General features: G+C 62.9%; 12 protein-coding genes. 8 read left to right on the forward strand and 4 right to left on the reverse strand.

From position 1 onward, the window contains the following. The 4 genes from BCY88_RS32660 to BCY88_RS32675 all read right to left on the reverse strand — a co-directional run. On the reverse strand, positions 1-200 hold a 200-nt coding region (locus BCY88_RS32660; protein WP_183081495.1), incomplete at its 3' end, for a helix-turn-helix domain-containing protein. 350 nt (positions 201-550) lie between these two features. Then, positions 551-2,002 carry a threonine synthase gene (gene thrC, locus BCY88_RS32665; RefSeq protein WP_120348257.1) on the reverse strand — a complete coding sequence of 484 codons (1,452 nt, stop codon included), beginning with the start codon at positions 2,000-2,002 and terminating at the stop codon, positions 551-553. An 8-nt stretch (positions 2,003-2,010) separates the two neighbouring features. Beyond that, positions 2,011-3,342: a homoserine dehydrogenase gene (locus BCY88_RS32670; protein ID WP_120348258.1), complete on the reverse strand. Its 1,332-nt coding sequence runs from the start codon at positions 3,340-3,342 to the stop codon at positions 2,011-2,013. A gap of 85 nt (positions 3,343-3,427) precedes the next feature. After that, positions 3,428-4,675, reverse strand: coding sequence for a pyridoxal phosphate-dependent aminotransferase (locus tag BCY88_RS32675; protein ID WP_120348259.1), 1,248 nt, complete (start codon positions 4,673-4,675; stop codon positions 3,428-3,430). A gap of 552 nt (positions 4,676-5,227) precedes the next feature. Between BCY88_RS32675 and BCY88_RS32680 the strand changes: the two genes are divergently transcribed. The 8 genes from BCY88_RS32680 to BCY88_RS32715 all read left to right on the forward strand — a co-directional run bounded on the left by BCY88_RS32680 (position 5,228) and on the right by BCY88_RS32715 (position 13,355). Further along, entirely contained in the window at positions 5,228-5,602 is a 375-nt protein-coding gene (locus BCY88_RS32680; protein ID WP_120348260.1) for an Mth938-like domain-containing protein, read from the forward strand. Positions 5,603-5,844: 242 nt separating this feature from the next. After that, positions 5,845-7,605 (forward strand): glycosyltransferase family 39 protein, encoded by a 1,761-nt coding sequence (locus BCY88_RS32685; RefSeq protein ID WP_120348261.1) that lies wholly within the window; start codon positions 5,845-5,847, stop codon positions 7,603-7,605. A 28-nt stretch (positions 7,606-7,633) separates the two neighbouring features. After that, a complete protein-coding gene (locus BCY88_RS32690; RefSeq protein ID WP_120348262.1) occupies positions 7,634-8,005 on the forward strand; it encodes an SMR family transporter in 372 nt (123 codons plus the stop codon). A 257-nt stretch (positions 8,006-8,262) separates the two neighbouring features. Then, entirely contained in the window at positions 8,263-9,414 is a 1,152-nt protein-coding gene (locus BCY88_RS32695) for a DegT/DnrJ/EryC1/StrS family aminotransferase (RefSeq protein WP_120348263.1), read from the forward strand. A gap of 6 nt (positions 9,415-9,420) precedes the next feature. Beyond that, on the forward strand, positions 9,421-10,464 hold the full coding sequence (locus BCY88_RS32700; protein WP_120348264.1) for a glycosyltransferase: 1,044 nt from the start codon (positions 9,421-9,423) through the stop codon (positions 10,462-10,464). Further along, a complete protein-coding gene (locus BCY88_RS32705; RefSeq protein WP_120348265.1) occupies positions 10,461-11,408 on the forward strand; it encodes a formyltransferase in 948 nt (315 codons plus the stop codon). Before BCY88_RS32700 ends, BCY88_RS32705 begins: the two co-directional genes overlap by 4 nt. Next, positions 11,405-12,451 (forward strand): bifunctional UDP-4-keto-pentose/UDP-xylose synthase, encoded by a 1,047-nt coding sequence (locus tag BCY88_RS32710; RefSeq protein WP_120348266.1) that lies wholly within the window; start codon positions 11,405-11,407, stop codon positions 12,449-12,451. The genes BCY88_RS32705 and BCY88_RS32710 overlap by 4 nt, the downstream gene beginning before the upstream one ends. A 10-nt stretch (positions 12,452-12,461) precedes the next feature. Then, positions 12,462-13,355 carry a polysaccharide deacetylase family protein gene (locus BCY88_RS32715; RefSeq protein ID WP_120348267.1) on the forward strand — a complete coding sequence of 298 codons (894 nt, stop codon included), beginning with the start codon at positions 12,462-12,464 and terminating at the stop codon, positions 13,353-13,355. Positions 13,356-13,478: the final 123 nt, after the last annotated feature.

The raw sequence follows: 13,478 nt of genomic DNA on the forward strand, positions 1-13,478 counted from the left end.
CGCACCACTTCCTGCTCCATGGCAGCGGGGGTCTTCGAGGGACTGCTGGCAGGGCGCCGCGATTGATCGGATAGCGCGTTCTCGCCGCGCCTGAGCCACTTGTAGCCGGTCTGCCGGCTGATGTTAAAGCGCTGGCACAGTTCGGTCATCGTCAGCGTGTCCTGACTGGCCAGATGAACAAATTCCTGTCGGAGGCTCATGGTGTCTCTTGCGTTCCAGGGCATGGTCGGGACCGGGCGTTTTAATACCCGGAAGTGTCAACCATGTCCCCGCACACCTGTCAGCTATGTCTCCGGTCTATACACTTGCCGCAAAGAAAAGTAGGCAAAAGAAAGCGGCTCAAACCGCCAGCTCTTAAGCGGGTCCCCCGCGCAGCCACGGTAGTGGTGCATCTGGAATCTGTGCTCTCGCACATTCGGCATCAGTGGCACAGCAGTCATGCTTCCGGCGGCGCTGCGCGCGCCGCGGCGGTTGTTCCAAAACAGTCCAGACATCTATTTCCGGGGTGCGGAGCGTCGGGTGCGACTTTGTCGCGCCCGACGCTCCCGGGTTACTTCCCCGTGTTGGCGACGATGAAGTCCTTTACGCGCTGGACGTCCGCCGGCAGTACCTCGAATCGCTGCGGTAGCGATTCCAGTCCCGAAAACGCAGCGGGACGCTCCGGTTCGCGCAGCAGCGCTTCGCGGATCGTTTCGCCAAACTTGATCGGTTGCGCCGTTTCCAGCACGATCATCGGGATGCCCGCCTGCAGATGCTCGCGAGCGACCTTCAGGCCGTCTGCCGTGTGCGTGTCAATCATCGTGTCGTAACGCTCGAAGACGTCGCGGATCGCATCCACGCGGTCCTCGTGGCTGCTGCGGCCCGACACGAAACCGAATTCCTGCACGCGCGCAAAATCGCCGCTCGCGGCGAGGTCGAAACCGCCCTTCTCTTCAACGTCGCGGAACAGTTGCAGCACGCGCGCCGGGTCGCGGCCCAGCAGGTCGAACACGAAACGCTCGAAGTTCGAGGCCTTCGAAATGTCCATGCTCGGGCTGCTCGTGTGATACGTCTCGGCCGCCTTGCGCACGCGGTAAATGCCCGTGCGGAAGAACTCGTCGAGCACATCGTTCTCATTCGTGGCAACCACCAGCTTCTCGATCGGCAAACCCATCATGCGTGCGATGTGACCGGCGCACACGTTGCCGAAATTGCCCGACGGCACCGTGAACGAAACACGTTCGTCGTTCGACTTCGTTGCGGCGAAGTAGCCCTTGAAGTAATACACGACCTGCGCCACGACGCGTGCCCAGTTGATCGAGTTGACCGTGCCGATCTTGTACTTCGCCTTGAACGCGTGGTCGTTCGAAACCGCCTTCACGATGTCCTGGGCGTCGTCGAACACACCTTCGACCGCGATGTTGAAAATGTTCGGGTCCTGCAGGCTGTACATCTGCGCAGTCTGGAACGCGCTCATCTTCTTGTGCGGCGAGAGCATGAACACGCTAATGCCCTTTTTGCCACGCATCGCATATTCCGCCGCGCTGCCGGTGTCGCCCGAAGTCGCGCCGAGAATGTTCAGCGTCTCGCCGTGCTTCGCCAGTGCGTATTCGAACAGGTTGCCGATCAACTGCATCGCCATGTCCTTGAACGCGAGCGTCGGGCCGTTCGACAACTCCAGCAGCGACAGTGGCGCGCCGTTCTCGACGCCCAGCGTCTTCAACGGAGTGATCTGCTCGGCGCTTTCGTCGTCGCGCACGTGGCAATACGTCTTTGCTGTGTAAGTCTTGCGCGTCAGCGCGCGCAGGTCCTCAGCAGGAATGTCGTCGCTGAATTTCGACAGGATCTCGAAGGCGAGGTCCGCGTACGGCAGCGTGCGCCAGCGCGCCAGTTCGTCGGCCGTGACGCGCGGATATTCGGCCGGCAGGTACAGGCCGCCGTCTTTCGCAAGACCGCCCAGCAGAATGTCGGAAAACGTATGACGCTCGCCGGCGCCGGCGCCGCGTGTAGAAAGGTAGTTCATAGTTCGGCCTAGTTCAGCGCTTCCATGCGCAGCTTCGTGACTTGCGAGACAACGGTCTTCAGCGCTTCGATCGTTTTGATCGCCGCGTTGACGTGCTTTTCAACCGTTTCGTGCGTAATCAGGATGATGTCGGTTTCGCCCTTGCCGTTCGCGTCGACCTGCTCCGATTCCTTCTGCAGCAACGCGTCGATCGAAATGCCGGTATCCGCCAGGATGCGCGTGATGTCAGCCAGCACGCCGGTCACGTCCGCCACTCGCAGACGCAGGTAGTAGCCGCTCGTCACGTCGTCGATCGAGAGGATCGGCGTGCTCGACAGGCTGTCCGGCTGGAACGCCAGATGCGGCACGCGATGCTCCGGGTCCGCCGTGTGCAGCCGCGTCACGTCGACCAGATCCGCCACCACGGCGGATGCCGTCGGCTCCGCGCCCGCGCCCTTGCCGTAGTACAGCGTCGTGCCGACCGCGTCGCCATGCACGACGACCGCGTTCATCGCGCCTTCCACGTTCGCGAGCAGGCGCTTCTCCGGAATCAGCGTGGGATGCACGCGCAACTCGATGCCCTTGTCCGTGCGACGCGCGATACCGAGCAGCTTGATGCGATAGCCGAGTTCTTCGGCGTATTTGATGTCGATTGCCGCCAGCTTGCTGATGCCTTCGACGTACGCCTTGTCGAATTGCACCGGCACGCCGAACGCGATCGCGCTCATGATCGTCGCCTTGTGGGCGGCGTCCACGCCTTCGATGTCGAAAGTCGGATCGGCTTCGGCGTAACCCAGTTCCTGCGCGGCTTTCAGGGCGGTCGCGAAATCGAGCCCGCGGTCGCGCATCTCCGAGAGGATGTAGTTCGTCGTGCCGTTGATGATGCCGGCGATGTACTGGATGCGATTGGCCGTGAGCCCCTCGCGCAGCGCCTTGATGATCGGAATGCCGCCCGCCACCGCCGCCTCGAACGACACCATCACGCCATTGGCGCGCGCCGCTTCGAAAATCTCCGTACCGTGCACGGCGAGCAGCGCCTTGTTGGCGGTAACCACATGCTTGCGGTTCTTGATCGCGCGCAGGACGAGATCGCGTGCCACGCCCGTGCCGCCGATCATTTCCGCCACGATATCGATCGACGGATCGTCCACCACCGCGTTGAAGTCGTCGGTCAGCGCCACGGTGCCGGCTTCACTGCCGAGCGCCGCGGTCGCCTTGGCGGGATTGCGCACGGCAATGCGTGCAATCTCAATGCCACGGCCCGCGCGGCGTTTGATTTCTTCCTGATTGCGGCGCAGTACCGTGAAGGTGCCGCTGCCTACCGTGCCGAAGCCCAGCAGTCCAACTTTGATCGGTTCCATGCAGCGTGTGTTTTCGAGTAAGTGATTAAAAGGAAACTGAGGCAACTCGGGCTGGCAGCGGCGCGCGCCCGGCGCGCCGTCCACCTCAAGCTGTGTGGCGTCTGCGGTAGCCGTCGAGGAAACGCGCGATCCGGTTGATCGAATCCGCGAGGTCGTCCACGTTCGGCAGGAACACGACGCGGAAGTGATCCGGCGTCTTCCAGTTGAAACCGGTGCCTTGCACCAGCAGCACGCGTTCTTCCAGCAGAAGGTCGAGGATGAACTGCTGGTCGTCCTGAATCGGATAAATCTTCGGATCGAGGCGCGGGAACATATACAGCGCCGCTTCCGGCTTGACGCAGCTCACGCCGGGGATGGCCGTCAGCATGTCATACGCGAGTTCACGCTGTTTGTACAGGCGCCCGCTCGGCACGATCAGATCGTTGATGCTTTGATAGCCGCCGAGCGCGGTCTGGATCGCGTACTGGCCGGGCACGTTCGGGCACAGGCGCATCGAGGCCAGAATGCCGAGCCCCTCAAAATAGTCTTTGCCATGACGGCGGTTCTCGCCCGTCAGACCCGAGATGAACATCCAGCCGGCGCGGTAGCCGCACGAACGGTAACTCTTCGAGAGGCTATTGAATGTGACAGTGAGCACATCTTCGGAGAGCGCGGCCATCGACGTGTGCTTCTTGCCGTCGTAGACGATCTTGTCGTAGACCTCGTCGGCGAAAATCACGAGGCCGTGCTGGCGGGCGATCTCGATCAGGCCGAGCAGCAGTTCGTCCGAGTACAGCGCGCCGGTCGGGTTGTTCGGATTGATGACGACGAGCGCACGCGTATTCGGCGTGATTTTCGCGCGAATGTCATCCAGATCGGGCATCCAGCTGTTCGATTCGTCGCAGATGTAATGCACGGGCGTGCCGCCCGACAGGCTGACACCGGCGGTCCACAACGGGTAGTCCGGCGCGGGCAGCAGTACTTCGTCGCCGTCGTTCAGGAGACCCTGCAGCGCCATCACGATCAGCTCGGAGGCGCCATTGCCGATGTAGATGTCGTCCAGTTCGACGCCGTGCACGCCCTTCTGCTGCGTGTAGTGCATGATCGCCTTGCGCGCGGCGAACACCCCCTTGGAATCGGAGTAGCCCGACGAGCCCGGCAGATTCAGAATCATGTCCTGAATGATTTCATCCGGCGCGTCGAAACCGAACGGCGCCAGATTGCCGATGTTCAGCTTGATGATGCGATGGCCCTCTTCTTCGAGCCGCTTTGCGTGTTCGAGGACGGGCCCGCGAATGTCGTAGCAGACATTCAACAACTTGTTGGATTTGAGAATCGGTTTCACGGCGGGCACTTCATCCTGTTGATGGGCTTGGGCGAAAGGGCTGGGACCAAAAAACCGGACCCAGGCAAATCCGCCGACACGGGGAATTATGGTGCGGCACGCCCGCCAGACACGGATCGGACCGCCAGACGCGGATTGAGCCGGCTTGCTGGACTGCTCGGGCGCGCCGTCGGCGGATTGCGCCGACGTTGCAGCCAAACAGACCCAAAGCAGGCAAAAACAATCGAAAAACAGACAAAAAACAGGCAGAACCGCGCCGGTAGCCGGTGAACCGCGCCCGTGCCCTCAGCGCGGCTTATGGCAGCAAATGAGGCAGCAAATGAGGCAACACCCGGGGGCACCCACGGCGACACTTCAGCGAGGGGCGCCGCCAAGCGGCTAAAAAGTTATAATTTAGCGGATTTTGGCCGACTTCCGCAATGCACCAACCGCAACGGCAAGCCTTTTCGGCCGCTTCTGTGCCATTCGCGTGTCGCACTCGCGTCAAACCGCCCTGCCTCCGTTCTGCCCGGTCAGGCCGCCAACACGCATGATGTCTCACGACGACCTCGGAAAACGAATTTGAAATTACATCAGGATTCCAGCGGCGCCCTCAACACCGTCACCGGCTACGGCGCCGACTATGTCGAAATCAATCTGGTGCGCCATTCGGGCAGCATTCTCGTGCTGCCGGAAGCGCCAGTCATTCCCTGGCCCGTCACCTCTTTCGAGGACCTGAGCGCCGAACATTTCGCCATGCTGGTGGATGCCGCGCCGGAAGTGGTCATATTCGGCAGCGGCGAGCGGCTGCGCTTCCCGCATCCACGCCTGACCGCGGCGCTCACCGCCAAGCGCATCGGCGTCGAAACAATGGACTTCAAGGCCGCCTGCCGCACCTACAACATTCTGATGGCCGAGGGCCGCAAGGTCGCGGCCGCGTTGCTGATCGAAGCGTAGCGGCGCCACGCGAGCGCAGCGTAGCCGGCGCTGCGGCATTGCGTTGCCGTGCTTGATCTGCCGTGCGGACAGGGCCCGCCACGCACGGCATCCGTCGCGCGCGGCCAGCGGACCGGCGCCAGCGCTCGCCGCATCCCGGCCGATAACGTACACTGCGCGCCATTGGCGCCAAGCCGGCAATCGCCCTTCCCAAATAACACCGCCTCGCCGCTCACGCGGCGTCGCCAAAAAGGTTGAAATCCATGAACGATACGCCGACAAGGCTACCGCTCAATCGCACCACGATCCTGCTGCTGGTGCTGGCCCTCGCCGTGATCTGGTTCGTGCCGCTCGGCTGGCGTCACCTGCTGCCGAGCGACGAAGGCCGCTACGCCGAAATGGCGCGCGAAATGTTCGTCACCGGTGACTGGATCACACCGCGCTACAACGGCTACAAGTATTTCGAGAAACCACCGCTGCAAACCTGGGCGAACGCGCTCACGTTCGCGTGGTTCGGCATCGGCGAATGGCAGGCGCGGCTATACACCGCACTGACGGGCTTTGCCGGCGTGCTGTTGATCGGCTTCACCGGTGCGCGCGTGTTCAACACGGCGACCGGCGTGTTCGCGGCGATCGTGCTGGCCACGTCGCCCTACTGGAACCTGATGGGCCACTTCAACACGCTCGACATGGGCCTGTCGTTCTGGATGGAGCTGGCGCTCTGCGCGTTGCTGCTGGCGCAGCGCCCCAACCTGCCGGGCGCGAGCGTGCGGGCATGGATGTGGGTGTGCTGGGGATCGATGGCGCTCGCAGTGCTGTCCAAGGGCCTTGTCGGCCTGATCCTGCCCGGTGCCGTGCTCGTGCTGTACACCCTGGCCGCGCGCGACTGGGCCGTGTGGAAGCGTCTGCATCTGATCGGCGGCCTGATTGTGTTCTTCGCGATCGTCACGCCGTGGTTCGTGCTGGTGCAGCAGCGCAACCCGGAATTCCTGAACTTCTTCTTCATCGTTCAGCAGTTCAAGCGCTATCTGACCCCTGAGCAGAACCGCCCGGGACCGTTCTACTACTTCGTGCCGGTGCTCCTGGTCGGCTTCCTGCCGTGGTTGTCGGTCACCCTGCAGAGTTTTCGCCATGCCTGGCGTCTGCCGCGCCAGCCGAACGGCTTCGCGCCGGTCACGCTGATGCTGGTCTGGACCGCGTTCATCTTCCTGTTCTTCAGCGCGTCCCACTCCAAGCTGCTCTCCTATACGCTGCCGATCGCGCCGCCGATCGCGCTGGTCATCGGCATGTACCTGCCGCTCGTCACGCGTGACCAGTTGCGCCGCCATCTGGCGGGCTATGCGCTGTTCCTCGTGGTAGCCGCGTTTGCCGCGCTGTTCATGTCGCGCTTCGGCAACGCGCGCAACCCCACTGAGCTGTACGTCGAATACCGCGTCTGGGTACTGGCGGCGCTCGGTGTCGCTTTCGTGTTCACGTTGTTCGCGCTGTGGCTGAACCGCCGCAGCCGCGCCGGCACGCTCGGCGCCATCGCGAGCTTTGGCGCGGCGTGGCTGCTGCTCGGCACGATTGCCGGCACGGGTCACGAAGTGTTCGGCCGCCTGAGCTCCGGCGCGCCGCTCGCACCGGCGATCAAGGCCGAGATCGCCAGGCTGCCGGCCAACACGCCGTTCTACTCGGTTGGCGTGCTCGACCACACGCTGCCGTTCTACGTCGACCATACGATGATCATGGTCGAACATCCTGACGAACTGGCGTTCGGCATATCCGTCGAACCGCAGAAATGGGTGCCCACGGTCGACGCATGGATCGAACGCTGGAAGGCCGACCGCTATGCGCTGGCGCTGATCCCGCCGTCGACTTACGACCGGCTGCTCAAAGAGGGGCTGCCGATGCAGGTAATCGCGCGCGACTCGCGCCGGGTGGTGGTGGCCAAGCCTGCGGCGGTGTCCACGCCCACGTCCGGCGCGGCGGCACAAGGCGCACCGGCCCAGGATCCAGCCACGCCAGTGGAAAAACCACAATAATGACCCCATCTCAGGGATTGACCGTTCGATGAACCCAATTTCGCTCTTTTGTATCCTCGCCGGCGTCACGTTGAACGCCGGTGCGCAGTTGCTGCTCAAAGCCGGAACGAATGCCGTTGGACACTTCGAATTCACCCGTGCGAACATCCTGCCCATCGCCTTTCGCCTCGCGACACAGCCGCCGATCATCGGCGGCCTCGCCTGCTACGTGGTCAGCGTGGTCGTGTGGGTAGTCGGCCTCTCGCGGGTGGACGTATCGATTGCCTATCCGATGTTGTCGCTCGGATACGTCGTCAACGCGTTCGCGGCGTGGTATCTATTCGGCGAAGTGATGTCGGTACAGAAGCTGGTGGGCATCGGCGTCATCCTGATCGGCGTCGTCGTGCTGGCGCGCAGCTAGGCTGCCATGCCCCCGGCTGCGCTGTGCCGGGCATGATTTATTACCGTTTATTGCGGTCGCCGGCGCGGGCTCTGCGAGAATGCCGGCTGCAAAGATGTCGTAAGCCGGGCACGGCCGCCGGCTCAGCAACACTTAAGTCTCGCCGCGGTAAGCTTGGCGGTTGCGCCCTTTTTTAGTCATGGCCTTGGGTTTGCGGGTAGTTTGTGATCTACTTCGCGCCCTTCGGGTTGTGCCCCTTTCAATCGAGCGAAGCATTCATGAGCCAGTCAACAGTTCCGTTTTTGCCGTTTGTCAAACCTGAGATCGATGAAGAAACGATCCAGGGCGTCGCCGACGTGCTCCGCTCCGGTTGGATCACAACCGGCCCGCAGAACCAGAAATTCGAAGCGGCGTTGTCCGAATTCTGCGGCGGCCGCCCGGTGCGCACGTTCAACTCCGGCACGGCGACGCTCGAAATCGGGCTGCGGATCGCCGGTGTGGGCGAAGGCGACGAGGTCATCACCAGTCCCGCTTCGTGGGTCGCGACCAGCAATGTGGTCTACGAGACCGGCGCGACGCCGGTGTTCGCCGACATTGATCCGGTGACCCGCAACATCGACCTCGACCTGCTGGAAAAGGCCATCACGCCTCGCACCAAGGCGATCATTCCGGTCTACCTGTCAGGCCTGCCGGTCGACATGGACCGGCTGTATGCGATTGCCCGCGCCCACAAGCTGCGCGTGATCGAAGACGCCGCGCAGGCGTTCGGCTCGACGTGGAAAGGCGAGCGCATCGGCAAGCTCGGCGACATGGTCTCGTTCAGCTTCCACGCGAACAAGAATCTGACCTCGATCGAAGGCGGCGCCCTGGTGCTGAACAACGAAGAAGAAGCGATCCTCGCGCAGAAGTACCGCCTGCAAGGCATCACCCGCACCGGCTTCGACGGCATGGACTGCGACGTGCTGGGCGGCAAGTACAACCTGACGGACGTCGCCGCGCGCGTCGGCCTCGGGCAACTGCCGCATCTGGCGCGCTTCCTCGCGCAACGCAAGAAACTCGTGCGCGCCTATTTCGCGGGGTTCGAAGGCAGCGCGGCGGTCAAGCTGGGCATCGGCCTGCCGTTTGCCGACTTCGAAAACAGCAACTGGCACATGTTCCAGATCACGCTGCCGCTCGAAAAACTGTCGATCGACCGCGCCGGGTTCATGGGTGAGCTGAAAGCGCGCGGCATCGGTTCGGGCGTGCACTACCCGGCGATTCACCTGTTCTCGCTGTACCGTGCGCGCGGCTTCAAGGAAGGCATGTTCCCGCACGCGGAGCGCTTCGGCGCCACCACCGTCACGCTGCCGCTGTTCACGCTGATGAACGAGGGCGACGTGGAGCGCGTCTGCCGCGCGGTCAATGAAATTTGCGAACAATACGGAAAATAAGCGGAAATGATTTATTCGGAACATCGCGCCGTCGCACCGGAAGTGTCGATCATCATCCCGGTGTACAACGAGGAAGCCGGGCTGGCCGCGCTGTTCGCGCGCCTCTACCCGGCGCTCGACGCGCTCGGCACCGGCTATGAAGTGATCTTCATCAACGACGGCAGCCGCGACAAATCCGCCGCCCTGCTCGCCGAGCAGTTCCGCGCGCGGCCCGACACCACCCGCGTGATCCTGCTGAACGGCAACTACGGCCAGCACATGGCGATTCTGGCGGGCTTCGAGCAATCGCGCGGCGAGATCGTCATCACGCTCGACGCCGACCTGCAGAATCCGCCGGAAGAAATCGGCAAGCTGGTCAACAAGATGCGTGAAGGCTACGACTATGTCGGCACGATCCGCCTGCAACGCCAGGACAGCCTGTGGCGCCGCAAGGCCTCGCGCGCGATGAACCGTCTGCGCGAACGCATCACCCGGATCAAGATGACCGACCAGGGCTGCATGCTGCGCGCCTACAGCCGCCACATCATCGACACGATCAACCGTTGTGGCGAGATCAACACGTTCATTCCGGCGCTGGCCTACACCTTCGCGCAGAATCCGGTCGAAATCGAAGTCGCGCACGAAGAGCGTTTTGCCGGCGAATCGAAGTACTCGCTTTACAGCCTGATCCGTTTGAATTTCGACCTGGTCACCGGTTTTTCGGTAGTGCCGCTGCAATGGCTGTCGTTCATCGGCGTGATTCTGTCGCTCGGCTCCGCGGCGTTGTTCGTGCTGCTGCTGATTCGCCGCTTCATCGTCGGCGCGGAAGTGCAAGGTGTATTCACGCTCTTCGCCATTACCTTCTTCCTGCTCGGCGTGATCATCTTCGCGTTGGGCCTGCTGGGTGAATACATCGGCCGGATTTATCAGCAGGTACGCGCGCGTCCGCGTTATCTGGTGCAGACGATTCTCGAGCAGCGCGACGGCACCACCGTGACCGAGGCGCCGCGCCAGGGCGTGGTGCAGGCCGTGCAGGCCGCGCCGCTGATCGATCAGGGCCCGAATCCATGAAGCCGCGTGCCGTCGTATTCGCGTATCACAACGTCGGCGTGCGCTGCCTGCAGGTGCTGCTCGCGCGCGGCGTCGACGTGGCGCTGGTCGTCACGCACGAAGACAGCCCAAGCGAAAACATCTGGTTCGGCAGTGTCGCCTCGGTTGCGGCCGAGCACGGCATTCCCGTCGTCACGCCGGCCGATCCGAAAACTCCGGAACTGCGCGCCGCCGTAAGCGCCGCGCGGCCAGATTTCATCTTCTCGTTCTACTACCGCCACATGTTGCCGGTCGACCTGCTGGCGCTCGCCGCACGGGGCGCTTACAACATGCACGGCTCGCTCCTGCCGAAATACCGCGGCCGCGTGCCGACCAACTGGGCGGTGATCCACGGCGAAACCGAAACCGGCGCGACGCTGCACGAGATGGCCGCCAAGCCCGACGCGGGCGCGATCATCGCGCAGACGCCGGTGCCGATTCTGCCCGACGATACCGCCGCGCAGGTGTTCGACAAGGTCACCGTGGCCGCCGAACAGACCCTGTGGCGCGTGCTCCCGGCTCTGCTTGCGGGCGAAGCGCCGCATCTGCCGAACGATCTGTCGCATGGCAGCTATTACGGCGGCCGCAAGCCGGAAGACGGCCGGATCGACTGGACGCAATCCGCCCAGCAGGTCTACAACCTGATCCGCGCGGTCGCGCCGCCCTATCCCGGCGCGTTTACCGACCTCGCGGGTCATCGCTTCATCATCGCCCGTGCGCGCCTCGCCGCGCCTGGCGCGCTTCGCTCGGATTTGCCGCCGGGCCTGCACGTAAGCGATAATGCCGTTTTCGCGATATGCGGCGACGGCCGCTCGATCGCCATCCGCGAATTACGGCACCAGCGTGACGGCAACGAAACCGTTGTCGCCCCTGACGAATTCGCCCAGCTCATCCAAACTCCCCTCCAAATTCCCCGTTACTCATGAAAAAAGTCCTGATTCTGGGTGTGAACGGCTTCATCGGCCATCACCTGTCCAAACGCATTCTCGAAACGACCGATTGGGAAGTCTTCGGGATGGACATGCAGACCGAACGTCTGGGCGACCTGATCAACCATGAGCGGATGCACTTCTTCGAAGGCGACATCACGATCAACAAGGAGTGGGTCGAGTATCACATCAAGAAGTGCGATGTGATCCTGCCGCTGGTCGCGATCGCCACGCCCGCCACGTACGTGAAACAGCCGCTGCGCGTGTTCGAACTCGACTTCGAAGCGAACCTGCCGATCGTGCGTTCGGCCGTCAAGTACGGCAAGCACCTCGTGTTCCCGTCGACCTCCGAGGTCTACGGCATGTGCACGGACGAGCAGTTCGATCCGGAAGAGTCGCAACTCTCGTACGGCCCGATCAACAAGCCGCGCTGGATCTACGCGTGCTCGAAGCAGTTGATGGACCGCGTGATCTGGGGTTACGGCATGGAAGGCCTGAACTTCACGCTGTTCCGCCCGTTCAACTGGATCGGCCCGGGCCTCGATTCGATCTACACGCCGAAGGAAGGCAGCTCGCGCGTGGTCACGCAGTTCCTCGGCCATATCGTGCGTGGCGAGAACATCAGCCTGGTTGACGGCGGCGCACAAAAACGCGCGTTCACGGATATCGACGACGGCATCGGCGCGCTGATGAAGATCATCGAGAACAAGGACGGTGTCGCCACGGGCAAGATCTACAACATCGGCAACCCGACCAACAACTTCTCGGTGCGCGAGCTCGCGCACAAGATGCTGACGCTGGCCGCCGAATTCCCGGAATACGCCGACCTCGCGAAGCAGGTGCAACTGGTCGAAACGTCCTCGGGCGCGTACTACGGCACGGGCTATCAGGACGTGCAGAACCGCGTGCCGAAGATCGACAACACGATGCAGGAACTCGGCTGGGCGCCGAAATCGACCTTCGACGAAGCGCTGCGCAAGATTTTCGAAGCGTACCGCGGCCACGTTGCCGAAGCGCGTGCTCTCGTCGAACAACAATAAGGCCTGATCCTTGGCTCGCATCGTCCTGAAGATCGACGTCGACACGCTGCGCGGCACCCGCGAAGGCGTGCCGAATCTCGCCCGTATCTTCGACCGCTTCAAGGCGCGCGCCACTTTCCTCTTCAGCCTCGGGCCCGACCATACCGGTTGGGCGATGCGCCGCGTGTTGCGGCCGGGTTTTCTGAAGAAGGTGTCGCGCACGTCGGTGGTCGAACATTACGGCATCAAGCAATTGATGTATGGCGTGCTGCTGCCCGGGCCCGACATCGGCGTGAAGACCGCGGCGGAAATGCGCGCGATTCATGAAGCCGGTTTCGAATGTGGCATCCATACGTGGGACCACGTCTACTGGCAGGACAATGTGCGCTCGCAAGACCGCGAGTGGACCGAGAAGCAGATGCAGAAGAGCTTCAACCGCTTTGTCGCGATTTTCGGCGCACCGCCCGCCACCCATGGCGCGGCGGGCTGGCAGATGAACAGTCATGCGTTCGAGCAGATCGACGCGTGGGGCATGCGTTACGCGTCCGATGGGCGCGGCCATTCGCCGTATCTGCCGGTGGTCGGCGGCAGGCAGCTGTCGCATGTGCAAATGCCCACCACGCTACCCACGCTCGACGAAGTGCTCGGTGTGGATGGGGTCGACGAGCACAGCGTCGCCGCATGGATGCTGAAGCACACGGAGAACAATCCGCACGATCAGGTGTTCACGCTGCACGCGGAACTCGAAGGACAAAAGCTCGCGCCGATTTTCGAACAGTTGCTGGAAGGCTGGCGCGCGCAAGGCCACACCTTCGCAACCATGGGTGATTACTACGCCACGCTGGACCGCGGCACGCTGCCATCGTACCCTGTTACGTGGGGCGAAATTCCAGGCCGCTCCGGCGAGTTGATTGTCCAGCCCTGACTGGCCCCAGACGCGTGCCGGTCTCGCGACCCGGCCGCCGCGCGAGCCTGGATCACGCACCAGCCGCCTCCCCCAAAGCCTCGATGCCAGGCCAGCGCCACAGCAGTTGCAGAAGCCAATGCA

It is taken from the genome of Paraburkholderia fungorum (genome assembly GCF_003610895.1).
Taxonomy (GTDB): domain Bacteria; phylum Pseudomonadota; class Gammaproteobacteria; order Burkholderiales; family Burkholderiaceae; genus Paraburkholderia; species Paraburkholderia fungorum_B.